Annotated in this window: 29 protein-coding genes; 6 read left to right on the forward strand and 23 right to left on the reverse strand. The window is 43.9% G+C overall.

Annotated elements, in window-relative coordinates; translation table 11 throughout:
• Positions 1–117 precede the first annotated feature (117 nt).
• On the forward strand, positions 118–552 hold the full coding sequence (gene trxC / locus L0991_15665) for a thioredoxin TrxC (protein ID XGB64985.1): 435 nt from the start codon (positions 118–120) through the stop codon (positions 550–552).
• Between the two features lie 107 nt (positions 553–659).
• On the opposite strand, the gene L0991_15670 is transcribed toward trxC, so the two are convergent.
• Together L0991_15670 and L0991_15675 are read right to left on the reverse strand one after the other, a co-directional pair.
• Positions 660–2,345 carry a GMC family oxidoreductase N-terminal domain-containing protein gene (locus L0991_15670; protein XGB64986.1) on the reverse strand — a complete coding sequence of 562 codons (1,686 nt, stop codon included), beginning with the start codon at positions 2,343–2,345 and terminating at the stop codon, positions 660–662.
• Positions 2,338–3,924 carry a long-chain fatty acid--CoA ligase gene (locus tag L0991_15675; protein ID XGB64987.1) on the reverse strand — a complete coding sequence of 529 codons (1,587 nt, stop codon included), beginning with the start codon at positions 3,922–3,924 and terminating at the stop codon, positions 2,338–2,340. The genes L0991_15670 and L0991_15675 overlap by 8 nt, the downstream gene beginning before the upstream one ends.
• Before the next feature lie 368 nt (positions 3,925–4,292).
• On the opposite strand from L0991_15675, the gene L0991_15680 reads away from it, so the two are divergent.
• Both L0991_15680 and L0991_15685 read left to right on the forward strand, forming a co-directional pair.
• Positions 4,293–5,324, forward strand: a complete 1,032-nt coding sequence (locus L0991_15680) for an AraC family transcriptional regulator (protein XGB64988.1) — start codon at positions 4,293–4,295, stop codon at positions 5,322–5,324.
• A 262-nt stretch (positions 5,325–5,586) separates the two neighbouring features.
• Positions 5,587–6,738 carry an MFS transporter gene (locus L0991_15685; protein XGB64989.1) on the forward strand — a complete coding sequence of 384 codons (1,152 nt, stop codon included), beginning with the start codon at positions 5,587–5,589 and terminating at the stop codon, positions 6,736–6,738.
• A gap of 102 nt (positions 6,739–6,840) precedes the next feature.
• Here the strand turns inward: L0991_15685 and L0991_15690 are convergent, their stop codons facing one another.
• The 3 genes from L0991_15690 to L0991_15700 form a co-directional block, all read right to left on the reverse strand.
• Complete coding sequence (locus tag L0991_15690; GenBank protein ID XGB64990.1) at positions 6,841–7,182, reverse strand: helix-turn-helix domain-containing protein; 342 nt, start codon at positions 7,180–7,182, stop codon at positions 6,841–6,843.
• 154 nt (positions 7,183–7,336) lie between these two features.
• A complete protein-coding gene (locus tag L0991_15695) occupies positions 7,337–7,681 on the reverse strand; it encodes a winged helix-turn-helix domain-containing protein (protein ID XGB64991.1) in 345 nt (114 codons plus the stop codon).
• A gap of 231 nt (positions 7,682–7,912) precedes the next feature.
• The gene (locus L0991_15700) at positions 7,913–8,806 is read right to left on the reverse strand and encodes an AraC family transcriptional regulator (GenBank protein ID XGB64992.1); all 894 of its coding nucleotides are present in this window, start codon (positions 8,804–8,806) and stop codon (positions 7,913–7,915) included.
• 50 nt (positions 8,807–8,856) lie between these two features.
• Between L0991_15700 and L0991_15705 the strand changes: the two genes are divergently transcribed.
• Positions 8,857–10,254: an MATE family efflux transporter gene (locus tag L0991_15705; protein XGB64993.1), complete on the forward strand. Its 1,398-nt coding sequence runs from the start codon at positions 8,857–8,859 to the stop codon at positions 10,252–10,254.
• 105 nt (positions 10,255–10,359) lie between these two features.
• Here L0991_15705 and L0991_15710 read toward each other — a convergent pair whose 3' ends face one another.
• Both L0991_15710 and L0991_15715 read right to left on the reverse strand, forming a co-directional pair.
• Positions 10,360–10,755: a nitrous oxide-stimulated promoter family protein gene (locus L0991_15710; protein XGB64994.1), complete on the reverse strand. Its 396-nt coding sequence runs from the start codon at positions 10,753–10,755 to the stop codon at positions 10,360–10,362.
• A 2-nt stretch (positions 10,756–10,757) separates the two neighbouring features.
• Entirely contained in the window at positions 10,758–11,273 is a 516-nt protein-coding gene (locus L0991_15715; protein ID XGB64995.1) for a GNAT family N-acetyltransferase, read from the reverse strand.
• A gap of 96 nt (positions 11,274–11,369) precedes the next feature.
• Between L0991_15715 and L0991_15720 the strand changes: the two genes are divergently transcribed.
• Positions 11,370–11,573, forward strand: coding sequence for a DUF2986 domain-containing protein (locus L0991_15720; protein XGB64996.1), 204 nt, complete (start codon positions 11,370–11,372; stop codon positions 11,571–11,573).
• A gap of 112 nt (positions 11,574–11,685) precedes the next feature.
• On the opposite strand, the gene L0991_15725 is transcribed toward L0991_15720, so the two are convergent.
• The 9 genes from L0991_15725 to L0991_15765 form a co-directional block, all read right to left on the reverse strand.
• Entirely contained in the window at positions 11,686–12,609 is a 924-nt protein-coding gene (locus tag L0991_15725) for an ABC transporter substrate-binding protein (GenBank protein XGB64997.1), read from the reverse strand.
• A gap of 2 nt (positions 12,610–12,611) precedes the next feature.
• Positions 12,612–13,487, reverse strand: a complete 876-nt coding sequence (locus tag L0991_15730) for a metal ABC transporter permease (protein ID XGB64998.1) — start codon at positions 13,485–13,487, stop codon at positions 12,612–12,614.
• Positions 13,487–14,221, reverse strand: coding sequence for a metal ABC transporter ATP-binding protein (locus L0991_15735; GenBank protein XGB64999.1), 735 nt, complete (start codon positions 14,219–14,221; stop codon positions 13,487–13,489). The genes L0991_15730 and L0991_15735 overlap by 1 nt, the downstream gene beginning before the upstream one ends.
• Positions 14,221–15,156, reverse strand: a complete 936-nt coding sequence (locus L0991_15740) for a zinc ABC transporter substrate-binding protein (GenBank protein XGB65000.1) — start codon at positions 15,154–15,156, stop codon at positions 14,221–14,223. Before L0991_15740 ends, L0991_15735 begins: the two co-directional genes overlap by 1 nt.
• Positions 15,157–15,173: 17 nt before the next feature.
• Positions 15,174–15,734 carry a hypothetical protein gene (locus L0991_15745; protein ID XGB65001.1) on the reverse strand — a complete coding sequence of 187 codons (561 nt, stop codon included), beginning with the start codon at positions 15,732–15,734 and terminating at the stop codon, positions 15,174–15,176.
• Positions 15,731–16,066, reverse strand: a complete 336-nt coding sequence (locus L0991_15750) for a hypothetical protein (protein ID XGB65002.1) — start codon at positions 16,064–16,066, stop codon at positions 15,731–15,733. The genes L0991_15745 and L0991_15750 overlap by 4 nt, the downstream gene beginning before the upstream one ends.
• Positions 16,067–16,183: 117 nt before the next feature.
• Complete coding sequence (locus L0991_15755) at positions 16,184–17,020, reverse strand: DUF4198 domain-containing protein (GenBank protein ID XGB65003.1); 837 nt, start codon at positions 17,018–17,020, stop codon at positions 16,184–16,186.
• A 118-nt stretch (positions 17,021–17,138) separates the two neighbouring features.
• Positions 17,139–17,657 carry a DUF2271 domain-containing protein gene (locus L0991_15760; protein XGB65004.1) on the reverse strand — a complete coding sequence of 173 codons (519 nt, stop codon included), beginning with the start codon at positions 17,655–17,657 and terminating at the stop codon, positions 17,139–17,141.
• 72 nt (positions 17,658–17,729) lie between these two features.
• Positions 17,730–18,359 carry a PepSY-associated TM helix domain-containing protein gene (locus L0991_15765; protein ID XGB65005.1) on the reverse strand — a complete coding sequence of 210 codons (630 nt, stop codon included), beginning with the start codon at positions 18,357–18,359 and terminating at the stop codon, positions 17,730–17,732.
• 318 nt (positions 18,360–18,677) lie between these two features.
• Here L0991_15765 and L0991_15770 point away from each other — a divergent pair, with 318 nt between their 5' ends.
• The gene (locus L0991_15770) at positions 18,678–18,998 is read left to right on the forward strand and encodes a hypothetical protein (GenBank protein XGB65006.1); all 321 of its coding nucleotides are present in this window, start codon (positions 18,678–18,680) and stop codon (positions 18,996–18,998) included.
• Between the two features lie 105 nt (positions 18,999–19,103).
• Here L0991_15770 and L0991_15775 read toward each other — a convergent pair whose 3' ends face one another.
• The 7 genes from L0991_15775 to L0991_15805 form a co-directional block, all read right to left on the reverse strand.
• A complete protein-coding gene (locus L0991_15775; GenBank protein XGB65007.1) occupies positions 19,104–20,282 on the reverse strand; it encodes a hypothetical protein in 1,179 nt (392 codons plus the stop codon).
• The gene (locus L0991_15780; protein XGB65008.1) at positions 20,279–20,899 is read right to left on the reverse strand and encodes an energy transducer TonB; all 621 of its coding nucleotides are present in this window, start codon (positions 20,897–20,899) and stop codon (positions 20,279–20,281) included. The genes L0991_15775 and L0991_15780 overlap by 4 nt, the downstream gene beginning before the upstream one ends.
• 19 nt (positions 20,900–20,918) lie before the next feature.
• Positions 20,919–21,323, reverse strand: a complete 405-nt coding sequence (locus L0991_15785) for a biopolymer transporter ExbD (GenBank protein XGB65009.1) — start codon at positions 21,321–21,323, stop codon at positions 20,919–20,921.
• Positions 21,320–21,880, reverse strand: coding sequence for a MotA/TolQ/ExbB proton channel family protein (locus L0991_15790; protein XGB65010.1), 561 nt, complete (start codon positions 21,878–21,880; stop codon positions 21,320–21,322). The genes L0991_15785 and L0991_15790 overlap by 4 nt, the downstream gene beginning before the upstream one ends.
• Positions 21,880–23,256 (reverse strand): MotA/TolQ/ExbB proton channel family protein, encoded by a 1,377-nt coding sequence (locus tag L0991_15795; GenBank protein XGB65011.1) that lies wholly within the window; start codon positions 23,254–23,256, stop codon positions 21,880–21,882. Before L0991_15795 ends, L0991_15790 begins: the two co-directional genes overlap by 1 nt.
• Entirely contained in the window at positions 23,256–24,023 is a 768-nt protein-coding gene (locus L0991_15800) for a DUF3450 domain-containing protein (GenBank protein ID XGB65012.1), read from the reverse strand. The genes L0991_15795 and L0991_15800 overlap by 1 nt, the downstream gene beginning before the upstream one ends.
• Before the next feature lie 178 nt (positions 24,024–24,201).
• Positions 24,202–26,334: a TonB-dependent receptor gene (locus tag L0991_15805; GenBank protein ID XGB65013.1), complete on the reverse strand. Its 2,133-nt coding sequence runs from the start codon at positions 26,332–26,334 to the stop codon at positions 24,202–24,204.
• Positions 26,335–26,797 lie beyond the last annotated feature (463 nt).

Below are 26,797 nucleotides of genomic sequence, written 5' to 3' on the forward strand. Positions count from 1 at the left end.
CCTGTTTATTGTTTGTTTTTATTTGAGTATCGTATTCATGTTTTAAACAGTATAAGCGTTCCGTACGTGATTCGTAAATCGCGTTAGCCACGGAGATGCAATAAAAAAGAGAAAGTTATGTCTACATTCAACACTCGTTGCCCTTCTTGCGGTGGCGTAAACCGAGTTCCTTCAGAAAGAATTTCAGAAAGCCCTACTTGCGGTAAGTGCAAAAATGCACTTCTAGACGGTGCACCAATCGAAGGTACATCACTGAATTTCCAATCGATTTTGAACAGTTCACAGCCTGTCGTTGTCGATTTTTGGGCGACATGGTGCAACCCATGTGTAGGTTTCGCACCTGTATTTAGCGATGTCGCTAAAGAGCGCGCTGGCGATGTTCGATTTGTTAAAATTGATACCGAAGCTCAACAGCAACTGGCGGCTATGTATCAAATCAGAAGCATCCCAACGGTGATGGTGTTCAAGAACGGTCAACGTGTTGATACGATCAACGGTGCTTTACCGAAAGGTCAATTTGATCAATGGCTTAATGATGCTTTGGCTAAATAAGTTTGCCTAACATCATTCATTAACTGGCAAACAAAAATAGGTTATGAGCCCCTAACGAATAAGGCTTCATAACCTATATTAAGACAACAATTTATCGTAATTGTCTTCTAAACACTCAATTCGTGTTCTGCGTTCTCGCCTGCTTCATTCTTGTTCAAATCACTCTTCTGATTCAAGTCGCTTTGTTCACTCAAACCATATTGCTCTTTGATCTGGTCAGCAATTTTCTCTGCGATCATGATGGTTGGTGCGTTGGTATTCGCTCCCACGAGTGTCGGCATAATCGACGCATCAATGACTCGTAAGCTCTCTAGCCCATGAACTTTCAAGTCTTTGTCCACTACTGCCAGTACATCATCGGCGGTGCCCATTTTACAGGTTCCTACCGGGTGGTACTGGGTATCTGAACGATTACGGATATCTTGTTCAATCGCCTTATCATCATTGGCATCGACCGGATAAAAAGCATCACCACGTATATCATCGAACGCTTCGCTTTCTAGCATCTGATATTGCTTCTTCCACCCTTTAATCATGATTTCCATGTCATCAGGGTGACTGAAAAACGCTGGATCGATCTTTGGTGAATCATAAGGATCAGAGCTATTAAGTGTCACGGTGCCATGGCTTTTTGGCCTCAGCAAGGTGACATGTGAGGTAAAGCCATGACTAGTATGGATTTTTCTCGCGTGATCATCCACTACAGCAACGACAAATACAAACTCCAAATCCGGCACTGCGATATGATCATCAGAACAAAGAAAGCCAATACCTTCTGCAAAGTTGCTGCTCATTTTCCCACGGCGCTCTTTATGCCACAAAGGTAATGCTTTAGTCATTTCAGCGGCCATTTGCAACGAAATACCGAAGGTTTCTCGCTTTTCGCTGCACTTATAAGAGTGCACCAAATCGATATGATCTTGCAGGTTCTTACCCACCCCTGGCAGCTCATGGACTTGCTCGATACTGTGTTCCGCCAGCTCATCTTTAGCACCCACGCCTGACAGCAACAACAGTTGAGGAGATCCAAAAGCGCCTGCAGATAAAATGACTTCCTTGTTACATCGAATCTGGTAGCGATTACCGTTAGAACCGTATTCAACTCCAACCGCTTTCTTCCCTTCAAACAAGACTTTATGAGTCGTCGCTTTAGTTACGACAGTTAAATTGGAACGCGATAGGTTTGGCGTCAAATAAGCCTTGGCAGCACTACATCGTTCACCATTTAACTGAGTTACCTGAGTCGGCATGGCACCAAACTGAGCGGCTCCGTTGATGTCTTCATTTCGCGGTACACCGATCGATTCGCACGCGGACAAGTAGCGCTCCAACATTGGGCTCGGTGATCTAAGGTTTGCCACATTCAAGGGACCTCCTTGACCATGGTACTCATCTTTGTGTACTTCGTTGTTTTCAGCTTTCTTAAAGTAAGGCAGGCACGACTCATAGCCCCATCCTGTATTACCTAAATCTTCCCAAGTGTCATAGTCATAGCGATGTCCACGCGCGTACATCATGGCGTTAATAGAACTCGACCCACCAAGCGTCTTTCCTCTTGGCTGATAGCCTTTACGACCATTTAAGCCCGGCTGTTCAACCGTCTCAAAAGCCCAGTTATTGAGTTTGGTCGGCATCATCGCTACAACGCCAACTGGAGTATGAATAAAGGGGCTCGTGTCTTTGCCACCAGCCTCAAGCAAACAAACAGTAGTATTTGGGTCTTCTGACAATCGAGAAGCCATCACACACCCAGCAGAACCCCCGCCTACAATAATAAAGTCATAGTTATCCATTGATTGCCTCCCCAACTTCTAAAGGATGTAGCTCTCGCTTTAAGATTTTTCCTGTTGCCGTCATGGGTAACGCGCTACGAATGAATACTTTACGAGGGTATTTGTAATCGGCCAGTTGCTCTCGGCACCATGCCATTAACGCTTTGCTGTCACATTGTGTATGTTCGTGAAGTACCACATGCGCATGAATCTCTTCCCCCAACTGATCATGATGTTCGCCAACCACAGCCACCATCTCGACATCCGGGTGACACATCAACATTTCTTCGATCTCTCTCGGGTAAACGTTGTAACCACCACGGATAATCATGTCCTTCACACGATCAACAATAAACAAATTGCCGTGCTCATCCACACGCCCGATATCACCAGTTAAAAACCAGCCATATCTGATCGCCTCTGAGGTTGCTTCTGGTCGTTGATAATAGCCTTTCATGACACTTGGGCTCTTAATGCACACTTCACCCAACTCTCCCATTGCGACCGAGTTGCCTTGCACATCAGTAATTTTGATAAGATGACCACATAGCGGTTGGCCGACACTGCCAGATAGTCGATCACCATCAATGTGATTAAAGGTCGCGACTGGCGCTGTTTCAGATAGCCCGTACCCTTCCAATACTGGCAGCTCAAAGCGAGACTCAAACTGACGAATTACCTCAAGTGGCATAGATGCCCCTCCAGACACGCCTAACCTCAAGCTATGCTTAACCTGCTCAGAACGCTCTAACGATTCTTCTCCCGCTCTGAGCAGTGCGATATACATGGTAGGAACGCCAGCAAACACGCTTACTTTGTGGCTAATGATCTGTTCAATCACCAATGATGGTTCGAAGCGTGGAATCAAAACCATAGTTGAACCCGTCAACACACTCGCGTTCATCATTACCGTTTGACCAAAACTATGGAACAGAGGAAGTGTTGCCATTGTTGTATCGCTGTATTCCAATCTCATCAGATACTGCGAGGACATTGCGTTGGTTTGCATGTTGGTGTGAGACAACTCAGCCCCTTTTGGCTGACCAGTAGTACCTGAGGTATACAGGATGACCGCTGTATCATCTCCATGGCAGGCTATAGATTCAAAAGTTTCTAAAGGCTGTCTCAACCAATCGGTTATGACTTCCTTCTTTTCAGCGGCGTCTTCAGAACAAGCATCACTGCCTGACGGGATTGGCATAGAGACAAAATGCTCACAGTTATTGGCCTGTTCAAAGCCTTGTAGCCCGTAACGCCCAATAGGAAGATCATCAGTCCCCTCAAAACAAAGGTAGGCCTTCGCGTCGGAGTCATTCAAGTGATAAGCAATTTCTCTCGCCTTAAACAACACGTTTAAAGGGACGACAACGCAGCCTGCTTTCAGAATGCCGTAATATGCGATGGGGAAATAAGTCACATTGGGACAAGACAGTGCAACCTTATCCCCTTTATTTAATCCAAGTCGCTTTAGATTTGCAGCGACCTTCCCTGCAAGTTGTTCCAACTGAGCAAAGCTGACTTCATCCGCTCCCATACGTAGGGCGGCTTTGGTTGGAAAGAGTGAAGCGCTACGTTCTAAGTTAACAGCAAGATTGTGCATCCATGATCTCCTTGTTTGGCTGGACCTAGCGGTCACATTCGCCTTAGACGTTTAATCGTTTTAATGAGTTTTGTCTTTGTTGCTACGGGAGTCGCATATTGGAGCGTCACGTAAATAAAAGTGAATATTGAGCAAAATGTTGGAAACGGACCAATGTGCAACTTGTGAAATTACAACATTTTGATAACATCCCGAACAGGTTTCAAAAAGACAAAAACCGGTGATATTCGGACACAACTCTAACAAGCCAAGTAAAACTTTGAACTGACGAATAAAAATTTTGAATTAACTTAGGGAAGTGAGAACAAACGAGAGGCGATAATGTTAAGAGTTCGGTTAAGATGACAAACTTCAACAAGAGGAATTCTATGGAATACACCGCAGTCTATGAACCCGATATGCAAGCATTCGGTATTCTTGACCTTCAACTACTACATCGTTACATGTCACCGGCTCTCAGTATCGAAGCGCTGCTGGAAGGCAGTAACATTGATGATCTTCAGCTCAATACGCCAGATACTCACATTACTTTGGCGCAAAAGTTGGCGGTATTTAGTAACGCACTAGCGAATACTGACGAAGGCGGATTAGGTTTACGAGTTGGTCAGCAGGCCCGATTTAGCGACTTTGGTGTGTTGGGCTATGCGGTGTTCAGTAGCGAAACGCTATTAGATGCTTTACTGATCGGATTCAAATATTTGCAACTTGCAGGCCCCGTGCTGAGAAAAACCATGTCTGTAGAGGATAACGTTGGGTACTTTCGCGCAGAACAACTGATCGACTTAGACTCTGTGCTGCCATTTTGTTGCGAGTATTGGTTTGCGGCGATCCAAAGCCTGTGTGAAGAAGTACTGCAACAGCCCTTTCCATCACAAGTGATCCGCTTCCCTTATCCCAAGCCAGAGTACGGTGACCTTTATACCGAGGTTTTCCGTTGCCCTGTTGAATTTAATAGTGACCGCCTTGAATGGCAATTTGATGCGACCAGCTTGTACTCTCCTCTGCCCACCGCTAATACCATCACATTACAAATGTGTCTCAAGTCGTGTGATGACATGTTGGCAAAAGTCAGTGCATCTACCAGCCTGAAAGAGAAAGTCTCTCAAATGCTTCTTGAGAGGCCTGGATGTTACCCATCGATAGAGTCGATCTCCTCAGAGTTGGGCATGTCTTCTCGCACTTTACGTCGTCATCTTAAAGCGGCCGATACGAGTTACCAGAAAATACTCGATCACGTTCGTTTCCATCTCTCTCGACACTATCTATCGTCGACAAAAATGAGCGTTGAAGAGATTTCTGAACGTGTTGGTTTTTCTGACAGTGCCAACTTCCGTCACGCCTTTCGTAAATGGAGTGGAAGCTCTCCACGTCAATACCGAAAAGACGCACTCTTATCGTAAACTGCACTTATAATTTAATTTCAACGCTACAAATAAATTTGTTTTCCCCCTCTTAATTAAATAGCCAATGAACAAGGGTTTAACGGCTTTTTGACCACATAAAATCTCGTAAAATGACCAAATCTCACATCGGTATTTTAGTTTTGTTAGTCGATAAATTTCTTTTGTCTTAACGACCATTTTTATTCGTTTTACCCAATTCAGTTTCTCCCCCATAGTCGCGGAAAATTCATCGTTTCTCACACTTTCGGAGGCTCCTGCATTGGACAACATCCAACCAACAACTCGCATAACCGTTCCAGTTATTGCACTGTCTTTCTACGCGATCGCTTCAGGCTACTTAATGAGCTCATTGCCATTAATGCTATCTGAATACGGCCTAGACAGTAATCTATCGAGTTGGTTGGCGAGTGCCTTTTATGCAGGCCTTTTAGCGGGTACGTTATTGATTGAGCGTGCGATTGCACGTATCGGCCACAAAGACGCGTTTGTAATGGCACTGACCGTGTTTATCGCAACGATCCTTGTGTTGCCATTGATCCCACACCAAGCAGTGTGGCTAATTGCGCGCTTTGTTGCGGGTGTGTCGGTTGCGGGTATTTTCGTCATTGTTGAATCATGGCTAATGAGCGGTGACGAATCACAACGTGCAAAACGCTTAGCGATTTACATGTGTTCACTGTACGGCGGTTCTGCAGTTGGTCAGTTAGGTATTGGTTACCTAGGTATTACTGGCGGTGTACCTTTTATTGCAATGTTCACTTTGCTATTTGGCGCGATCATTGTATTAATGTACGGACAAGCGACACCACCACAGATCCATGATGCTCAGTCTTTATCTCTAAAACAGATCAGCAAGTTGAGCCACAGTGCGTTAATCGGCTGCATCGTATCAGGTCTTACACTGGGTGCTATTTACGGTTTAATGCCTGTCGAGCTAGAACAACGTAATATTGCGCACGAAGACATTGGCGGTTTGATGGCTTTGGTTATTATGGGTGGTATGGCTGTACAGCCAATGGTGACTTGGTTATCTCACCATGTAGGTCAAGTGTTACTAATGGCTCTGTTCTGCCTACTCGGCGTAGCAAGCATTGGCGTATTAACTATTAATCATGATTTCTACGTGTTAGGTATGAGCCTATTCGTACTAGGCATGGCAACGTTCGCGCTTTATCCAATTGCTATTAACTTGGGCTGTCGTAACTTGGATCCAAGCTACTTGGTATCAGTGACTCAAATCATGCTGCTTTGCTACAGCATTGGCTCTGTTGCAGGTCCGATCGTGGCAGATAGCTTCATGGATTCACAAGCAGGGTTGTTCACTTACCTGTTTGCATCGTTACTAGCGACGACGATTTACATGTTGATTGCGAGCCTTAAACGCTCTCATCTACAAATTGCGGGCGAATAAGTCGTTATCTTACCTTTGAGCGATACACTTAGGGGCTCTTCACTAAAGACAATACGTCCAAATGAAGCGCCCTTTTTTGTACACAATATTTAGAAGATTACACTAGGGTTGGAACACATAGCCTTCGCCAGTGATCGTTAGGATCAAGCCATCACCAAGAATAGAACGTATCTCTGAAATAGCGACAATCACTGAAGAGTTAGTGACCTTCTCACCTTCCCAACCGATTTTTTTTAGCTGCGGCACACTGAATAGTTGTCCACGATGACGATTCATAGCAAGAATCATCTTTCTATAAGCCAATGGCATCGTTCCTACGATATAACCATTTTCCAAATTGCGTATGAGCTTGGTATTTAGCTCAATAACCTTACCGTTAACTTCCAAGACCTCGTTTTGTTCTTCACGTATACCCTCAATGACAGGGGAAGAGTCCGTATTCATATAATATTCCCTAACAGAGCAACCAACGACACAACTTTATTAAGAGATGTGTTTAATAACGTCACTTATAAATGGACGCTTGAATTCGAAGATAATGAAAGGAGCGTATACGGTAAAGAGATTAAAATTTTATTATAAGAATATGAACAGAATATCAACAGCAGGGTCTAGGCTCTAACAAATAGCCTTCATTTGGTATAGTGTATAGACATTTACAGTCTATCATTCGGCGAATTTCATAGATTGCAACCAGCACTGACGCGGATGTTACCGATTTCCCAGGCCACCCAACACGCTTAAGAATATTCTTGCTAACAACTACGCCTTTGTTCTGATAAAGATAAAAAAGTACCTTACGATGAGGTTCAGACAAGGTGCCTACAATTGAACCATTGTCTTCCTTTCTAACCAGTTTGGTTTTAGTATTCACTTCCCTACTGTTCACAACAATTTTTTGTTCAGTAGTGAAATCCGGCATATCCGTTACATCATGTGGCATTACTTACCTCTTATTTTGTGGATCAACCATATCTATTTAGCTAGGTATGGTCATAAAAGTAAGGGAAAACTACATAACACCAATCTTGAAAAATACAGTAGATCTACTGCATTTCTTGGTTATAAGACATCACAAATGAACACTGTTTTATATCATATTTTAAGGCGGGTTCAGACCTAAATTGGCCCTTCATACCAACCTACATTTTACTTTATTTTTCAGATCAAATAGTTAGCTTGTGAGCCGATAATTCTTACGGTATTGACTAGGTGATAAGCCAAAATGTTTCTTAAAACGGTGAGAAAAATTATAAGGGTCTTTATAACCGAGACGATTAGCAATCATAGATACTGACCAATCTTGTTGCTTTAGCAAACTGGTAGCTTTATCCATTCTCAACTGAATCAATTTGCTTCGTGGAGACACATTGAATAGCGACTTCGTCACTCGGTTTAATTGCTCTTCACTAATAAACACTCGCTCCGCCATCCCTGCAACCGTCCAAGGTAAATGCAGACTACTTTCAATTTCATTGTATAACGCCTGAACACGCGCTGTCGTACTGGTTGACTTAGGTTCAAATCCAGTCAACGTACGGATGATTTCACTCATCAGTAACTTCCGATAACTCGCTCTGCCGCCAATTTCAAAGTGAACCAAATTCATCAGCGACCAGATTTGCTCACACTCTCCAAAAGGCACAATGCTCTGCCCCAAACTCGCGATGTGCTGCCACTGAGGAGTATCTGGCGTCAGCATCCACGCCATTTTCCAATAGTTGTATTGAGGATCAAGTTCAAATCGAAATGGCGTTTCAGCAGGAAGAACCACAAGCGTATACGGCGTAATAGCTTGTACTGAGGACGCGGTTGTTAATATTCCGCCCCCTTCTTGAGTAAAAATCAACGTATGAACATTCACCGATTCGCGTTCAACCCAGTACGCATCATACAGCTTTGCCATTCCCCCCATGTAAACACCACAGCTTCTCATCTCTGGGATATCTTCAACGGTCAAAAAACGCTCTTTACATTGTTCTGCAAGAAACACGTCATCTTGCCACGTTGATTTTGGCTTCATATTGTCAATGACGGATTCGCACAGGTTTTGTTGTTTTTTAAACATGTTGTTACTTCACTCAAATCACTATAGTTCTGCCATAAATCGGAGAGCTTATGACAACTAACATCAACCCTAACTCATCTATGAATAACAAGCCAGAGAGCATATTACCTCGCATCATCAAACTTGGTTTGCCTGTTGCTTTGCAAAGTGCTTTGGTTGCTATTTTAGCCCTTGCTGACGTATTAATGGTCAGCGATTTTGGTATGGAAGCAGCAGCGGCTGTGGGAATTGCATCAAAATGGCACTTCGTCGCTATTATGATTATGGCAGGGTTGGCCTCAGCAAACGGGACATTGGTAGCGCAATATTGGGGAAAAAACGACCGTAAAAGTGCACGAACCGTATCTTCTATCGCAATGATATTTGGTTTAAAAGTTCTGCTGCCAGTGACTGCAATCATCACTCTTGGTTCTCAGTTTTTGATGATGTTTCAAACCAGCGATCAAACCGTGATTGAACTTGGTGCGACTTACCTATGGTACGGTTTCCCTGTTCTACTTCTGACTCATATTGTGGTTGTAGTTGAAGCAAGCATGCGCTCATCAGGTGACACCGTCACCCCCCTTCTGCTTGGTGCGGTGACGATTGCACTCAATATCGCACTTAACTTCATCCTTATTCAGGGTGCTTTCGGAATTCCAGCGATGGGTGTTGCAGGAGCAGCATTAGCAACGACTCTAGCGCGACTAATTCAAGTGGGGTTGATGTACGGCTACATGCGTATGCGCAACCACTGGCTATTAACGACACCGAGCTCGCCGCATCGTCCGTCGCTTTGGTTGTCTTACCGTCGTATTGCCCTGCCACTGACCATGAATGCCGTTTTATGGGCAATGGGAACTATGGCTTACCAGATGATCTTTGGTCACATGGGCACGACAGAGCTAGCGGTATTCTCAATGCTCGCTCCATTTGAGTCGTTATGTTACTCGGTGTTCTTTGGCATTTCTGTTGCCTGTTCAGTGTTACTTGGCCACTCACTGGGTCGCGATGAATTCGATGATGCAATGAGTATGGGACTCACCTTCATCAAAGCCGTTGTCGGTTTTGGTGCAGTTGTCGGGTTGATGCTGTTCATGGGGAAGGAGCATGTTCTATCATGGCTAAATCTCACCACAGACGCTTTATACCCACTCGCTTCACCAGCGATGATGATCATGTGCTTTGCGGTTGTAATTCGTATGCTCAACATGGTGATCATTAACGGTATCATTCGCGCTGGTGGTGATAATGCGTTCTGTCTTCGCATGGACTTCATTGCGATGTGGATGGTCGGCATTCCTGTTTGTGTTTACGGCGCATTTGTCGCGGGATGGGACTTCAAGTACATCTATGGCCTGATGTTAGTTGAAGAAGTGGTGAAGCTGGCTATTTGTTCACACCGTTATTTGAGTCGCCGTTGGATCAACAACCTGACGGTTACTTATGAAGAACCACAAGCGGCTTAAGCTTTTGAAGTAATCAACTATTTGAACGAAATGACGCAAAAAACAGAAAAGGTCTGAGAAATCAGACCTTTTTTGTTTCTGGAAGCATAGCCTCTAGCGCACCCGCTACTTCCTATTCATTCGGATATGGCGATTAGATACGTTCGGGAGTGGCTTTTCTGGCACTTTCCGTTTCTCATGAATCAAATGTCGAATAGCTAAAATAGGATGCTTGAGCAACATTCGTGGCCCTGCATAGCGCATCACCAAACGCATCTGCTCTTTCGGGGCAGGTTTATAGCAATGAATCGGACACTTATTGCAGGTTGGTTTTGCTTCGCCATAAGGGCATCTATCAAGCCGTGTTTCTGCGTAACGTAACAGCTGCTCACACTCTTCACATAACGCGTTATTCTGACGAGTTTCACCGTGGTGATCTTTGCAGTATATGTGCACCATCGCGATAACGGTTTTGTACTCCGTCGCAAGTTCGCCTTGTAGAATATTGTTATGTTGGAACATGATTAATTATCCAGAGAGAGGCTATACAGGTTGAGATTTACGCTTTCACTTATCACGTCTTCAACCCGCTCGAACGCAAAGCCAAGTTTAGTCAGTAGTGCGATGCTTCGAATGTTATCAGAGGTAGTGATAGCAACTAAATGATCAATATCAGCATTCTGCTTAGCTTGTTCAATTATCGCCTCCGCTGCTTCTTGGGCAAAACCTTGACCGTAAAACTCCGGAGCAAAACCGTAGCCAACATCATGCGACTCTAAACTATCCCTCTTAATTAACCCGCAAACTCCAATTGGCGTTGAGGTTGCTTTCACTTCTACCATCAACAAACAAACACCCTTCTCTTGATGCATCTTAAGGATGTTGTTCTCGATATACTCTTCAGCTTTTGCCGTGTTGGTTATCTCTTTGTCTCCGATATAACGCAAGAAGTCTTCTGAGCTATACAACCTTTGGATAAATTCCGCATCTTCAGTTGTGATCATTCTTAATCTTAAACGAGCGGTTTCTACTGCCTGCATGACGATATTTCCTTGCTGAATACCATGTAAATATTGAGTTCTAGAGCTAAAATGATTATCCTCCACCGCCTAAACTAAATACAAGGCTATGCAGCAATGAACCGTAAGAAAAAAATTAATCAAATTCTAAAAAAGAAGCAGAAAAAAGCGAATTCTAAACTGCATACAAGTAATAAGCCTCGCTACATTTCTAAAGCTGAACGCGCAAAAATGGAAGCAGAAGAACAGGCTCAAGCAGCGCAAGCGGAAGGTGCTGTCGAAGGAACTGTTGAAGCTGAAGAAACTAAAGCTGCAGAGTAAGGTTAAGCGCTCACTGTGCATTTTTACCAGGCTCTTTGCTAAAAGGTAAGTACAAAAAAAGCAGCCCCTATTTAGGCTGCTTTTTTGATCCTGATGTATTTAACCTCGTTGATTAGCCTTTAAATAGCTTAACTTCCCAACGAGAGAATGGTGCTTGAGCACTGATTCCTGCTCTACCCCAACGATCGACTGAGTCCACCACTAAAATACGCTCATTGGGCACTAGTGACTTAATCAAGTTGCTCGGCTTTTTCGCTGTAACAAGCCATAGTGCATCATCTTCCGAAAACATCGCTTTAAGCTTCGCTTTGTCCTGATCTGTCCATTCTAGCTCTGCTTTAAACATGCGGTCTTCAACATACAGTTGACTACCAGATGCAAAATCTTCCAAGCTTTCCGAAAGCAAGAGTACTGAGTCCACTTCGTTATCAAGCAATACTGCTTGTTGCTTGTTAATCAGTTCACGAACATCCAACATCACGCGCTGCAGATTACTATCAATAGCCTCAGCCTGTGCTGGCCACAATAACTTAAAGTCATCAGCCACAATCGCTGCCATGCGCGTTAAGTTGGTTGGGTTTAACCAAGCATACTTAGACACTTCGCCATTCGACAACGTAAGTGCGGCAACACCTTGTGCTCGAGGCGTAATAGCTTGAGCCGCATCGACCTCAACCAGGCGGATATTGCCTTGCCTTGCGTATACAAATGTAGGATCGGCTTGCCAAATCGATGACAGAGTCAGAGCAACGGTCGCCTTTTCACCAGACTTAAGCACTTTGCTTGCCCCCTTGGTACCAAACCAATTCGGCAGACGATCAATACCATAGCGCTTTGGTGGAAGATACTCGGTCGTAATGTCAGTGCCTTTAGTTAGCTCTGTCGCTAATGCATAAGTCACAGGTGTACTCGTTAGAATATCTTCCGCATTCGCTTTAAGTGACACCACTGAGCCAGCCATTAACACACTACCAAGCACACCGACTTTAGCAGTTGTTTTTACTGAGCTCGAGATACGATTCATTAAACAAGTCATGATTACGCCTTTCTTACAATTCGGTATAGCGTTGCTGCAAGGAAAAACGTTGCAGAAACAATGATGATTGAAGCACCTGACGGAACTGGCAACTTAAGTTCCATTGGTAACACCGTACCAACCAGACAAGCAATGGTCGCAAGCAGAGCTGATAACAACACAAAGCTACCCATGCGTTTAGTTAGTAGTCGAGCTGTCGCACCTGGAATCAGCAATAACGCACCCACTAGAACTGCACCTACGATCTTCACGGCAGCAATCGTGACTAACGTGATCATCATGACAAACAGGTAGTCGTAGAAACTGGTGTTGTAACCGCGAACCTTCGCAATATCAGGGCTGATACAGGTAAGCAGGATACGGTTGAATGTCGGTATCAAAAGCAAAATGATGATCGCGCAACTGCCTGCGAGAATCGCTAAGTCCTGATCCGTTACCGTAAGAATCGAACCAAACAGTACGTTCTCAAGCATGTGAATATTGATCTTACGAGCCACGTACATCAGTAACGCTGCACCCACTGCCAACGCCAGCGCAAGGAACACACCAACCAAGGTATCGTATGGCACGTTGGTTCGGTTTCTTACAAAGTGCAGAAGCAAAGCGAAAATCATACAGAAGCTAAACAGCCCAATAATCGGATTTTCTGGTGGTTCACCAAGAAGAACACCGATTGCGATGCCGGTTAACGCCGCGTGTCCAACGGCTTCAGAAAAGAAAGCGAGACGCTTTGCAATCACCAAAGTACCAAGACCACCTAGCAAAGGGCCAAGCAATAAGGCTGCAACCAAAGCATTTACCATGAAGGCATACATGAAGCTTTCAGATAACAAACCTGCTTCCACACCACTAATGGCAAGTTGTCGTAACCAATCCATTACGCAACCTCCTTCGATTCAGTCATTGCTGAGCCACTACTGTAGTGTTGGAATAGGCTTTCGATCTTCGTTGGATGCAGTACTCGCTCATGTGGGCCGCTATCCACTAAGAATCGGTTAACGACATGTACGTTCGCTTCAAGTCGACGTACCGCAGTAACATCGTGGTGAACCGCTAGAATCGTTCGGCCTTCATCAACACATTCACGAATCAGCGATTCCAAATAGCGAACGCCCTGCTCGTCCATGCCCGTTGTAGGTTCATCTAATACCAGTAAGCTCGGATTATCCAATAACGCTTGAGCAAACAAAACACGTTGCTGCTCACCACCGGACAACTGTCCCATACGGCGGTCGCTACGAGTCGCCATACCAACGCGATCTAACTGCGCGAGAGCAAGATCTAACTGCTTAGATTTACGACGCCAAAATAGAGGGATTCGCGTCTGATTAAGCAGAACAAAGTCCATGACCGTCAAAGGTAAGCTCGACTCGAATGTCGCTTTTTGAGGCACGTAACCAATACTTGGCTTTTCTGGCCAATGAATGTTGATCGCTCCAGAGAAAGGCGTCAGTCCAAGTACAGATCTCAGCAAAGAAGTCTTGCCGCCACCGTTTGGTCCCATGATCACATGACATTCACCCGCTTTAAGTTCTAGCGAGATATCATCAAGAATCACATTATTATCGTACTGTAGACCCAGTTTATTGATTGAGATTGATGGACCTAGCATTATGCGTTCCCGCTTTTAGCTTGGTTCGCCGCTGCAAACTTCATTGCTTCGATTAACGTTTCTAGGTTCTTCTTCATCTCAACTTCGACTTTATCGTCTTCATATTCGCCGTGGGTCATGTGAGAGAAACGATAAAGCTGAACGCCTGTTTCCGCTTCAATCGTGTCAACAAAACGGTTTGGCATATTTAACTCGTAGAACAGAACATCAATACCCGACGCGCGGATCTTCTCGATCGTCTCTTGAAGTTGGCTAGCACTTGGCTCAACACCGTGTGCTGGCTCGATTACCGCCGCGACATCAACACCAAACTCTTGAAGAATGTAACCATAAGCGTTGTGTGTAGTCGCAACCTTCATGCCTGATGTATCTAACTCACCTAATGACAACATCGCATCACGCTTCATGAAACGAAATTGCTTTGCGTACTTACGCGCATTCTTACGATAAAACGCAGCGTTGTCTGGGTCGAGTTTAGAAACTTCACTGGCAATGGTGTAAACCTTCTGAATGGTTGTCGAAAGCCCAACGAAGGTATGCGGGTTAACAGCACCCTGACCAACAGATTGACCAAGAGCCGGAAGTAAAGGGACTTCTTTGTTTGCTTCGATCACAACCAAATCATCACGTTGCGCTGCTGCAATGACTTTAAGCGCAAAGTCATCGTGACCAATGCCGTTTACTACGATTGCATCCATCTGGCTCAATCGCTTGAGGTCGTTCGGTTGTGGTAGGTAGTTATGTGGGTTAAAACCAGCGTCAACCAAAGGAAGAATATTCACTTTGTCGCCGACTACGGCTTTAACGTAGCTGTAGTAAGGTTGAAGTGTGATACCAATTGTCAGTTTGTTACTGTCGACTGTGTATTCTTTTGCTAATGCATTCGGTGCCATGAACACCGTTAACAACGACATGAACAGAGTCATAATTCGCATAGTAAATCTCTTATTTATTAGTGAGCATCGCTTGCATGATGCTGTTCAACTTCTGATTCATTCACAACCATTTTCCAGCCTTCAGATTCAAGTGTGTGCTCGTCAAAAGCACTAGGCTGTTTTGCTATACCACCAAAGAAAATCCAGATTTCAGGAGAAACGCTATTCGCGTTCAGAATAAAAGAATCCGCAAAGCCAAGTTCATTTGGTGTGGAAAAATAATAACCGCGCTCGTCCATTAGCCAAGCATGAGAGCCTTTGCGCTTCCAACTCTGGTCTTCTACAAATGGCGCAACCCATTCATCTTTAAGTGACATAATACTTGGCCATTCGCCATCTGAGTCCATACGCAAGTCGCGAATTTCTTCATGAGCCAAACGCAGATCTAACAGCATCGCCAAGTTTTCTTGTTCAACATCCGTTACTAAAATTTGATGGTCTAGTACGGCTTTTACGTGAGATTCCGCCTGATGAAATGGGATCGCGACAGTTGCAAAGCAAAGGATGAATACAATGATCAATCCAACCCATTTCCCCTCTCTACCACCAGTATCGGCACGTACGCTTTGAATCATCATTTTTCGCTGATCTCTACGACATCAACTTCAACAGGAAATTCGTGGCCAGAATCGAACACCAGGTAAAACTCGGTGTCTGGATGTGGGAACTCAACAATAGAGCGCTTATCAGTCATCTCTTTTGCAATCAAATTGTCTTCGTAGTCGTACATCTCAACCGCATAATCAATCGCCTTGCTGCCATCAGAGTAACCCGCTTCACAAGCTACGGTTTTGCCTTCAAACCAGCAACTCATCAATGGGAAGTGTGCTTGTGCAGGTAATGCCGCGAAACCAAGTCCCAATGCTAAGCAAGGAGTCATTAAAGCGTTCAGTTTTGTTTTTATTGTCATGGTTTGTACCCTAGCCACTGTGCAAATTCTCAGCCATAAACTGAGCGATAAAGGGCTCAAATGAGCCCTTAAGTTTTTTGGTTGTTTAATCGGGAGGCTAGCCCCCAATATCACAAATTATTGAAGTAGAGCTTCGAACGTTAAGTGAACGTTGGCACTCGCTTTGTCTGCCAGTGGGTTGTCAATCAACTCACCTTTGTAGTTCGCCTTCATTACGTAACGACCCGCTACGTCTGGAGTAAACGTGATTTCACCATTCTCATCGCTCACCACGTCAATCTGCTCTTGGTGGTTGCGGTAAAGTGTGCCTTCACGAGTGATTTCCGCTGTAACACCTTTCTGAATTTCACCATTGTAGAAGAACTGGAATGTTACTGGTTCACCTTCAATGATGTCTGAAGGGTGTGTAATAGGCTTCATTTCAAGTAGCTTGCCTTCAATTTTGAAAACTGAATCTGATGGCTTACCTACTGTGATGTAGCTTTCAGCACGTGTGAAGCTGATTTGTGTTACCACGTCACGCGCTTTTTCTGGCAGTACTGAATCACGCTCAGCTTTGTTTGCTTTAACCCACTTCACGGTGTCACGACGACCCGCTTTGTACTGTGTGTAGTATGACGGATAGTTGTTGATAGCCACTTTGTGCGTACCTTCTTCTTCGAAGTAGAAGTCGAAGATTGAACGACGCTTACCACGAATCACAAAGTTAGGGCGCTCACTGCGGCCATCTGGCATGATGACATGAGCATTTTCGCTACCAGCAGGCTTATCAAACACAAACGTACCGTGAGACGCAGTTACGTCGAACGTTAGCCAATCACCACCTTCTTTAGATACAGTGAAGTGAGATGGCAGGATCCAACGTGGGTGAGCTTGTGCTGTTGTCGTTGCTGCTAAGCCAAATGCCATAACACCCGCTAGTGCAAGCGCCTTAATTTTTGTTTGTTTCATCATGTTCAATTCCATTATTTATAATTGTTAGCCGTGTCGCTCTATCTGAGCCTACGATGACCACTGTCTATTCTGTTCAGCTTGGTTTTAATTCGTACTTACTAGTTACTATTCGCACTTACTATTTAGCGATGTAGTTCAAGGTGATTTCACCCGTCTCTTCTGTTGCTTTTAATTCGTAAGATGCGTTTGAATCTGTAAGAGATACTTTTTGGCGAAGGTAGTTACGACCACCATGTTCACGAACCACTTCGATATGAACCGTATACTCACCTTGTTCAAGCGTTTCACCACTGTCGCTCTTGCCATCCCAAACAAAACGGTATTGACCCGCAGGACGTGTCGCAGACGTCACCGCATCAACCAATTCACGATCGTAACGGCCGACTTTTCTCCACCAGCTACGTAGGTCTTTAAGCCACTCGTCTTTACCAACCCAAAGCTCGACCGTTTTGACAGGTTTTCTTTCGCTGTTCTCTACCCACACCGCCACATAAGGGCGTGCATACATTGAGGTATCAATTTTTGGAAGTTCAAAACTCACATCCAACTTTGCCGTTTCAGGGATCGCTTGTGCCATACCAAGGCTTGGGAAAAGAGATAAAGCAAGCAGAGCTTTACTCCAGTTCATTTTTTTCATGTTTAACAACCTTTTAAATCCGTTTAACCCTAAGTTCACTCTTCAATCAGAATCATCAATCGAATCAGATAATTAAGGCACGGCGACAAAATAGATTACCAATGAGATCGCAGACCCAAACACCGTCCATTTGATGGAGGTATTGAGTGTCTTTTTCTTAGGTAACAGTAAGCAGACGCCAGTAAGCACAAAGAAGATCATCAATAGCGCTGTGATATCGATAAACCACTTCCAAACTTCACCACTGTTACGCCCTTTATGAAGGTCATTCAGCAGTGCGATAACACCGTAATTAGTGGTTTCGACTTCGACAATTTCAGACGTCACGTCAACGAAAACGGAAGCGTTATAGCCAGGGCCTTTAAAGTCCATAGACGCTTCGCCAAGGAGCAGTTCACCGTCTTCGATCTCTGCGTAAATATCCAAACCTGAGGGAACGCCAGACAAGTTCGCTTCTTCAAACAGAAACGTTTCGAAAGCCGTTTGATCGGCTTTCAATCGACCGTCTTGAATGGTGAACAAGCTCGTAGGAAGTGTCAGTGTAGAGCGTTGGATATTTGGCTGGCTTGATTCAAATAACTCAGGTCGGTTCAGGGTGATACCAGTCACTGAGAAAAAAAGAACAACGAACAGGAGCGCCATAGAAATATAAACATGAAGTCGACGAGCCCATGACTGAACTGCCCTACTTTTTAACGACATACAAACCATTACCTATAAATTTTATGGCGACAATTTAGTTGATAATCATTCGTATTGGCATTCAATTTACATTGTTTACGTTTTCCGAGACACGCTGGGAAATTTACATAACATTACACACGATATAATCGAACTGGATGCATATTCTTGCTAACGTGTACACAGCAGCATTAATCACGCAGTCTGTTCAAATAGTGAAACCTCGCTCTTATATTTCAATCTAGTGAGTGATGTATGTTTTGATGGCTGCTGTGGCTTTGAAGGATAAAAGTTTAGGACGTTTTTGAACGGAACGATCAAGCTAAAAGGAATTAAGTAATGCGTATTATCATATTGGCTTTAGCTGTGCTAACTGCAGCATGTTCAAGTCAGATAGCCAGTACGGAAGAACACATCCAGCAATACATTGGCTCAAACATAACTGATGTACAGGAACGATATCTAACAGAACGTTCACGTCCTATCAGTTTCTGGGAATCCCGAAACTATGCTTGGGTTGAGACACAAAATGCGCTAGACAATGGTTACACCTTGCATGCGTTTAAAAACCCATTTCGAGACTGCACCATTAACTGGGTGGTTAATGCGAGTGGAGTAATTGAAAGTGGTTCACCAAGCGGGACTATGTGCAGCCCATAATACATCCCTCTGCTTTTTAGCTCTATTGCTTATCACGTAGCCTATAAAACAAAAAAGGTTTCACTTGAAAAATCAAATGACACCTTTTGTTAGGGCTTTAAGCTATCAGGCATTTCCGTTGTCGCTGACAGTTCTTAGTTGAGTCAAAAACTTAATCCAACCTTTTGCTTCAGAAGAAGGTTCGATGTTATCAGCGCGTTTCGCTTGAGCTAGTGCGTTATCCAAGTTTTTGAGCTTGTACCATGAACGTACTTTCGCTAACGCAACATCGGCTTGTTTGTTTTTGTCTTTCACTTTATCTAGAACAACTAGCGCTCTGTCGTAGTATCCTTGTTGAACAAGCAACTGAGCCACATTCCAATGGTATTGACTGTCCTTTTTAGATGCTAGTGTCCAAACATCAATCGCGTTGTCCCACTCTTTCGCTAGCTGCCAGTATGTAGCTTGCTCAGCTAAAAGCTTAACATCACTGTTCGCATCATCTAGCTTAGCGATCTCTTGAGCAGCGCGCTCTGGAATGCCTCGTTTCGCGTACAACTGTGCAAGAAGTCTACGGTCCGAGTTTTTCAACTCAACACCGTGTAGATCTGCTAACGCCAATGTATTCAATGCATCTTTACTGCGCTCTAACCGTAACTGAATACCAACAAGCTGACGCCACCAATTATCTTTCTCAGGTTGGAGTTCGATAAGGCTCTCCAACGTTGGAATAGATTGCTTCCACTGCTTTAACTGCAGCTGTGCACCCAGTTTTAGCGATAGAGGCGATAGCTGTGGTTTAGAATTGAATTTGTCGTGATTACCGATGGCCACCAGCACTTTTGACCAGTTTTCGATTTGGTATTCCGCTTGTGCAATTCGCATCCAAAGCACATCTTTCTTTTCTGTCTCTGGCGCCGTTTTTACTAGCTCATAGTAATGTGGAAGCGCATTTGTGAACTGCTGATCATTTAACAGAAGATCAGCAAGCATGCGTTTAGTCACCCATGCTTGCTCATCCACAAGCAAGTTAGTATCAACCGCATACGTCAGCTGCTTAATAGCGGCATCCGTTTTACCGTCTTGCCAGTAGAAAACACCCAACATACGAGCCACATAAGCTTTGTCGTAGCCTTTAGATAGCTCTAAATTAGCGAGAACATCAATCGCCTGCTTTACCTTTTCTTCTTGAGCAAGGTTATGTGCTTTTTGAACACGAATAGCAGTATATTGAGACAGCTCTTGTGCTTGCGTTGTGAAGGGCAATAACAATAAGCCCACTAATATCCATATCTGTTTCATCATTTTGCCAACTTAAACTCTAGTTTCACTGTTTGACCGACTTGAGCTATCGCTTTTCCATCGACAACTTTTGGTTGGTACTTCCAGTTTTTAAGTGCTCTCATCGCTTCACGTTCAAACATACGACGCGGATTTGCATCAGTAACTTTAATATCAACAGGACGCCCCGTTTCATCAATCGTAAACGACATGATCACGAAGCCTTCGGCACCACGTTTGAGTGCTTTCGCTGGATAACGTGGTTCAACTCGATACAGTGGCATCGCCTGTTGGTTTGATCCAAAGTCAGAAAATGTTGGTGCATTAATCGCTAAACCATCAATTGATGTATTAAAATCCAATGAAGGTAATGAAGACATCGAGTTCAGAGGCGTTACTTCAGCTTGCGACTGAGACGTCTGTGCTTCCGGTGGCGGCTCTGGCATTTCTGGTTTTTCAGGGACAGCACGTTGTCTTCTTTGAACTTCTTGTTCCTGTTCCACCATCACCATGTTGAAACTTAGCGTCTCACTCTCACCTGGTGAACGTTGGTGACCATTGTCGACCATCCAAGCCATGAAAGAAAACAGTGCTAAGCCCAGTGCCCCCGCGAGCGGTAAAGCAAGAAATAGGCGAATCATTTATAAAGATCCTCCAAGATCATCGCTTATCAGCAGCAAGCGCAATGTTTTTAACACCCGCACCTTTAGCTGCATCCATCACTTTTACAACAGTACCATTGTATGCGTGTTCATCAGCTTGGATAACCAAAGAAGCATCAGGTTGTTCTAGTAATAAATGCTCTAGCGTCGCTTGAACGCGTTCAACATCAACGACACGTTTATCAATAAAGATGTCGTTAGCAGACGTAATCGCAACAAAGATGCCCGCATCCTTTTGGCTTACTACGTTAGAAGCTTGCGGGCGGTTAACCTCAACCCCCGATTCACGAACAAATGAACTGGTCACAATAAAGAAAATAAGCATGATAAATACGATATCAAGCATCGAAGTTAGGTCTATTTGAGCCTCTTCGTTTTTAGAATGACGTCGACCGAGTCTCATCGTTGACTCCTTAAAGATTTTTCTAGTTTCAATTCTAAGCGGTTGCACACTTTGGCTAATCTAGCGTGTACGAACATACCCGCTAAGGCTGCTACCATGCCCGCCATGGTTGGCAGTGTTGCCAACGAAATGCCTGAAGCCATCAATTTAGGATCACTGCTGCCTTGTGTCGCCATGACATCGAAGACAGAGATCATACCGGTTACGGTACCCAACAAGCCCAACATCGGGCAGATAGCTACTAATAGCTTAATAAAATTTAAGTTTTGGTTAAGCAAGATACTCGCCTGACCTAACCAACCTTCACGAATGGCCTTGGCATGCCAAGAAGAGTGATCTTCTCTTTCATGCCACTTTGTTATCCAAGCTTGGCGTTGCTTAGGAAAGTAGAACGCGAGATATAACACGCGCTCTACCACAAGCACCCAATACACTAGGACAACAGCCGCTAGCCACCACAAGACGAAACCGCCCTGCTCCATAAAGCTTGATAAAGACAGCAGCCAGTCACTCGTTAACCAACTCGCTGGTAATAGAGAACCCGACAAAATATCCATTACGCAGCAGTCCCGACTGGTGACACAACAGCGCTCGATTCAGTTGTCTTTTCAGCCTGCTCAGCAACAAGACCAATACCTTGCTTCTCAAGAATATTTCGAATATTTTCTGCTTGAGTGCTAAGAATGTTATGTGCCAGTAGAAGAGGCATTGCAGCAACAAGACCAAGTACGGTTGTTACAAGCGCCATCGAAATACCACCCGCCATTACTTTCGGATCGCCGTTACCAAACTGTGTGATCACCTGGAACGTTTCGATCATACCCGTTACTGTACCTAGAAGGCCTAACATTGGTGCTAGCGCTGCCAATAACTTAAGCATTGATAGACCTTTCTCTAAATGAGTCTGCTCATCAACAACCGCTTCTAATAGACGTAACTCTAGCGCTTCAACCGTTTGGTTTTGCTCTTTGTTGTACACGGCAAGAACGCGACCTAATGGGTTGTCACCCGCTTGCTCAGGGTTCTTAAGCTGCGCACGAATTTTCTGACGAGCAATCGATAGAGAGACGCCACGAACCAAGGCGATAATTAAACCAATAGCCAGTAGACCAAGAATCACTTTACCAACTACACCACCCGCTTGAAGGCGATCAGATAGGCTAGGTGTTAGCGCCAACTGCTCCAACATGAATCCACGTGAAGGATCGACAACAACATTCGCTACTTCACCATTTGCCAGTGAAGAAAGTGATGTTAGCGTTGGACCATTTTCTGGCTGTTTAAGATATGCGATTGCGTCTTTACGCTGAGTGTTCCAGCTAACGTAACCTTGATCTGCCACTAGGCCAATCGAGCCTAGGCGATAAGCATCAACATTTTGTGTATTACCTTCACCATTAATGAAAGCAATTTGAGATTTGCTAAGCTCAGAGCTCGCTTGAATCTGCTCTACCATACTCATCCACAAGCCAGAAAGCTGTGGCATTGACGGTAATGATTTCGCATCGATAATTTGTTCAACGGTCGCTGTATGCTCAGCGCGATCAACGCTGTTTACTGTAGAGCTAAGTTCTGCGCCCAGTTCTTTCGCGTTTTGACGAACAACACCAAATAGCTCACCAAGGCTGCCTGTTTCTAAGCGCAGCTTTTCTTCTAAGCGAGCCAGCTTATTTTCGTTATCGCTAAACGTTTTAGTAAGAACGTCTGTTGCGTTTTGAACCGATGTACGTTTCGCTTCAAGTTGTGCTTTGATTGCTTTCAGTTCTTGTTCAGTCTTTTTAAAGTCAGCTTCACGAACTACATTGTGAGAAGCTTGAGTGCGATTTTCTGACTTCGCTTTGTTAACTAACTGAGCCGTTGAATCAGAAGCAGAGAAAGCAGAAAAGGAAATAGACGTGATGCAAAGCAATGCTGCTAATGGCTTTAAGTTCATTACTTAACCTCCGCAACAGTTAGAGAAACAGGTAAAGTAATCAAGCTTGGAGCCGCTTGTTGGCTAGCAATATCGTAAGCTTTATCGAGCTCAGACTTCATCGAAGAATCAACTTCTTGCCATTGAGCTGCTGTTTGATTCCAAGCCCAGTATTGGCTGCCATTTAAGTTACGAGCAACTAAAGAGATACGTCCTAAGTGAAGTACGTCTGCTTCAATCGTTTTATCGCTCGCCAGTTCTACGCGACCTTGGTATGCACCAAGCTTAATGCCGTAGTCCATCTCAATTTGGTACGCCTCTAGAATACGACGATATTTCTCAGCATCACTTACGTCTGCACGAGTCATCATTGCTTGAAGCTTTTCAACTCTCTCTAGACGCTGCTCTTTCTTAATCGGTACGTCTTTTTCTATCAGCTGTTGCAGGCCATCGATCATTTGATACATCAAAGGCACGACACCTTGGCGTGTGTATTTAATTTCTTCGATCTGCCCTTCAATGCTTTGAGCTTCTTGATTTTGGCTTTCAACCAGAGCAGCAAGGTGATCATGATAAATTTCTAAGTTTTTGACTTCTTCTTGAAGACGCTCAATTTCAGCTTGCAGCATGAGTGTTGCTTGTGAGCTTTTATCAATAACCTTTTGGCTTGAAGCCGATGCGTTATTGGTCTTGTTTTGAATTGATTGAGCTTGATCCAAGCTATTGGCCATAGAAGACGTTGCTACCACACTGATGGCAAGCGCTAGGCTAGTTTTTAAAAGATTCATAATTGTAGTCATTTACTATAGAAGAAGTTCAAATGAATTTTATTGATAAGCAGTCTCATTATCATTAAAAGTCACTCGCATTACTAGGGATATTTTTACTAAATAGCAGAATCACGAAAGGGGAAAGCCGAAACTTCCCCCTTCATATTTAGGCTACGAATAGTACCCTACTAACAAATTAGTATTTTACCTGTAAAGTAGCCATGTAGTTACGACCTTCGCCCACAACTACACCGCTTGTGCTACCACCTTCAAGGTAATCTGTATCGAATAAGTTCTCTACATTGAAGCGAGCAACAAAATCTAAGTTCTCGTCATATTTGATAGTATGTGCAATGCCCATATCTACACGAGTATATGCGTCTTTCTTAAATGTGTTAGCGCTTTCTGTGTAACGCTCACCTACGTGGTATACACCTAGGTTTACATCGGTACCGTTGTTGAATGCATAAGTAGACCAGATGCTTGCTGTGAACTCTGGTACGTCTGCCGGAGTCTTACCTTCTAATGCAGGATCGTTTTTGTATTCAGCGTCTAGGAACATAGTAGATGCACTTAGAGACAACGCATTAGTTAGGTAGCCAGTTGCTGATAGTTCAACACCGGTGTGAACCTGTTCTCCAACTTGAGAAGTACGTGTCTCTTTGCCGTTATTAGCGTTAGGATCTACATCTTCTGTCACTTGAATGTTTGATTGAGTAATTTGGAACACTGCACCAGATACAAATAGGCGCTCATCAAACAATTCCCACTTTGTACCAACTTCATACAAAGTGCCTTTCTTAGCGTCTTGTGATTGACCGAAGTTAACATCGTCTTGGTCAGTAATTTCACCAACTGGTTCAAAGCTTTCTGAATATACTGTGTAGATCGAACCATTCGATACAGGTGAGTAAATTACGCCTAGCTTAGGAAGAACATTGTTAAAGCTCTCTTCTTTACCTTTACTGCTAATAGTTTTGTCGTACGCAAAACGTGCACCTGCAAGAACTTGCCATTGCTCATTGAACGTTACTAAATCTTGTAGGTAGAAGCCATAATGCTTACTTTCTGAGTGAGATAGCGCATCATCATTGTGATAGCTGATATCAGAAGGCATATCAAAACCGTTGCCACAAGCTGTTACCGCTTCCGCTTCAGTAGCGCTTAAACATGCATAATCAGAAGAGTAAAGCTGCTTGTAGTCGTAATGTAGACCGTTTGCACCAATTAGCATTCGGTGGTTAACGCCAAACGCATCAAAGTCACCGGTAAAATCTACGTAAGCAGTATCGAAAGTCCATTCATCGTGACGGTCAGATACTTTGTAACCGTAGCCAGTAATGTTGCCATTTTTATCTTTTTGTGAATCTACACCGTTATCAGATTCAGTACGTTGACGCTCATAGAACTGACGGCTGATACCAGTTTTAACTGACCATGTTTCATTCAGATTAGCTGTAATAGCAGCACCGTAGTTCGCTACGTCATTGTCTGTTTGTGCAAAACGTTGATCAGTTACTGTATTTGGATCAATCACTTTACCAGTTGCAGTGTCAATCTCTGAGCCATTATCTAGATCACCTAACTCTTGAGTACGGTCATAGTGCAGAGATAGCATTACATCATCACTAATATCGTAATCGACAAATAAGCCACCAACAAAACGGTCAGTTTCTACGTCTGTACCATCAAAGCGCGTACGGTATGAATCTTGATTTTCTTGAGAGACGATAGCTCGCGCTCTCAACGTTTGAGCTTCGTTTAAAGAGCCGCTCACATCTGCAACTGTACGAGTGTAGTTATCTGAACCAATATCTTGGCTAACAGACACTTGTGTCTCGTAAGTCGGCTTTTTAGAGACCATGTTTACTAAGCCACCAGGTGTAGATTCACCATAAAGTAGGCCAGCAGGCCCTTTCAACACCTCTACACGCTCTAAAAGCTCGACAGGTTGACGGTAATGAGACCAATGTTGAACACCGTCACGTAGGTAGCTTGAACCACTATCTAGTGCGAAACCACGTAGGTTGAAGCGTTCACGGTTTGTAGATTTTGAGCCCGCAGAAATAGATGCATCGTTCTTTAGAACTTCACCTAGAGTTGATGCACGCTGCTCATCGATGATTTGCTCATCGATTACTGAAACTTGTCCCGGAGTCTCTAATTGAGTCGCCTCCATGCGCATTGCTGTTGTATTCGTGTCGGCTTTGTAACCGTAGTCACGACCTTCAACAACCATGTGCTCGTCTGTTTTTGCTGTTTCTGCCAATACTGCTGGTGAAGCTAATACTGCGCCGATCACTAAAGCCAATGGGCTCTTTGAAAACATGTCCTTTACTCCGCTTTTATTCTTTTTGTACGAGCACTATGGTTAATTATTTGATGTGCTCGCTGAACCGTTACCGGTACCACTGAATCTTTTCGCGAGAGAATATAAGTGATAACTATTACCATTTGCATTAAATTTACATTCTTTGCATTCGTAAAGTTTTGTAAAGGTCTTGGTAAGCGTTATTCATTAGATGTAACAGAACCTGATTCAATACAGATACTTAGAAGTGTTTTTGTTCGGCCCCCCTGCCACCACCGTTAAAAATTTTGAAACAGCGTTATTTGCTCACTCAATCTAACAATCAAAAAACGATAAAAATTTTATCTTCTCTTATTTATTAGCTTTGATTTCGCGTTTTTATGTATAAAAGCCTCGATAAATGTTAATTAACAGTGAATTATTTTATTTAAATTTGTTTAATTTGCACAATTATCAGTGATTCTGATCACATCTATAATTC

It is taken from the genome of Vibrio chagasii (genome assembly GCA_041879415.1).
Classification (GTDB): Bacteria; Pseudomonadota; Gammaproteobacteria; order Enterobacterales; family Vibrionaceae; genus Vibrio.

What these genes read in the sequence shown, in the direction of transcription:
- trxC (XGB64985.1), top strand. Translation starts at nt 118, where the DNA reads ATGTCTACATTCAACACTCGTTGCCCTTCTTGCGGTGGCGTAAACCGA.
- L0991_15670 (XGB64986.1), bottom strand. Translation starts at nt 2,345, where the DNA reads ATGGATAACTATGACTTTATTATTGTAGGCGGGGGTTCTGCTGGGTGT.
- L0991_15675 (XGB64987.1), bottom strand. Translation starts at nt 3,924, where the DNA reads ATGCACAATCTTGCTGTTAACTTAGAACGTAGCGCTTCACTCTTTCCA.
- L0991_15680 (XGB64988.1), top strand. Translation starts at nt 4,293, where the DNA reads ATGGAATACACCGCAGTCTATGAACCCGATATGCAAGCATTCGGTATT.
- L0991_15690 (XGB64990.1), bottom strand. Translation starts at nt 7,182, where the DNA reads ATGAATACGGACTCTTCCCCTGTCATTGAGGGTATACGTGAAGAACAA.
- L0991_15695 (XGB64991.1), bottom strand. Translation starts at nt 7,681, where the DNA reads ATGCCACATGATGTAACGGATATGCCGGATTTCACTACTGAACAAAAA.
- L0991_15700 (XGB64992.1), bottom strand. Translation starts at nt 8,806, where the DNA reads ATGTTTAAAAAACAACAAAACCTGTGCGAATCCGTCATTGACAATATG.
- L0991_15705 (XGB64993.1), top strand. Translation starts at nt 8,857, where the DNA reads ATGACAACTAACATCAACCCTAACTCATCTATGAATAACAAGCCAGAG.
- L0991_15710 (XGB64994.1), bottom strand. Translation starts at nt 10,755, where the DNA reads ATGTTCCAACATAACAATATTCTACAAGGCGAACTTGCGACGGAGTAC.
- L0991_15715 (XGB64995.1), bottom strand. Translation starts at nt 11,273, where the DNA reads ATGCAGGCAGTAGAAACCGCTCGTTTAAGATTAAGAATGATCACAACT.
- L0991_15720 (XGB64996.1), top strand. Translation starts at nt 11,370, where the DNA reads ATGAACCGTAAGAAAAAAATTAATCAAATTCTAAAAAAGAAGCAGAAA.
- L0991_15725 (XGB64997.1), bottom strand. Translation starts at nt 12,609, where the DNA reads ATGACTTGTTTAATGAATCGTATCTCGAGCTCAGTAAAAACAACTGCT.
- L0991_15730 (XGB64998.1), bottom strand. Translation starts at nt 13,487, where the DNA reads ATGGATTGGTTACGACAACTTGCCATTAGTGGTGTGGAAGCAGGTTTG.
- L0991_15735 (XGB64999.1), bottom strand. Translation starts at nt 14,221, where the DNA reads ATGCTAGGTCCATCAATCTCAATCAATAAACTGGGTCTACAGTACGAT.
- L0991_15740 (XGB65000.1), bottom strand. Translation starts at nt 15,156, where the DNA reads ATGCGAATTATGACTCTGTTCATGTCGTTGTTAACGGTGTTCATGGCA.
- L0991_15745 (XGB65001.1), bottom strand. Translation starts at nt 15,734, where the DNA reads ATGATGATTCAAAGCGTACGTGCCGATACTGGTGGTAGAGAGGGGAAA.
- L0991_15750 (XGB65002.1), bottom strand. Translation starts at nt 16,066, where the DNA reads ATGACAATAAAAACAAAACTGAACGCTTTAATGACTCCTTGCTTAGCA.
- L0991_15755 (XGB65003.1), bottom strand. Translation starts at nt 17,020, where the DNA reads ATGATGAAACAAACAAAAATTAAGGCGCTTGCACTAGCGGGTGTTATG.
- L0991_15760 (XGB65004.1), bottom strand. Translation starts at nt 17,657, where the DNA reads ATGAAAAAAATGAACTGGAGTAAAGCTCTGCTTGCTTTATCTCTTTTC.
- L0991_15765 (XGB65005.1), bottom strand. Translation starts at nt 18,359, where the DNA reads ATGTCGTTAAAAAGTAGGGCAGTTCAGTCATGGGCTCGTCGACTTCAT.
- L0991_15770 (XGB65006.1), top strand. Translation starts at nt 18,678, where the DNA reads ATGCGTATTATCATATTGGCTTTAGCTGTGCTAACTGCAGCATGTTCA.
- L0991_15775 (XGB65007.1), bottom strand. Translation starts at nt 20,282, where the DNA reads ATGATGAAACAGATATGGATATTAGTGGGCTTATTGTTATTGCCCTTC.
- L0991_15780 (XGB65008.1), bottom strand. Translation starts at nt 20,899, where the DNA reads ATGATTCGCCTATTTCTTGCTTTACCGCTCGCGGGGGCACTGGGCTTA.
- L0991_15785 (XGB65009.1), bottom strand. Translation starts at nt 21,323, where the DNA reads ATGAGACTCGGTCGACGTCATTCTAAAAACGAAGAGGCTCAAATAGAC.
- L0991_15790 (XGB65010.1), bottom strand. Translation starts at nt 21,880, where the DNA reads ATGGATATTTTGTCGGGTTCTCTATTACCAGCGAGTTGGTTAACGAGT.
- L0991_15795 (XGB65011.1), bottom strand. Translation starts at nt 23,256, where the DNA reads ATGAACTTAAAGCCATTAGCAGCATTGCTTTGCATCACGTCTATTTCC.
- L0991_15800 (XGB65012.1), bottom strand. Translation starts at nt 24,023, where the DNA reads ATGAATCTTTTAAAAACTAGCCTAGCGCTTGCCATCAGTGTGGTAGCA.
- L0991_15805 (XGB65013.1), bottom strand. Translation starts at nt 26,334, where the DNA reads ATGTTTTCAAAGAGCCCATTGGCTTTAGTGATCGGCGCAGTATTAGCT.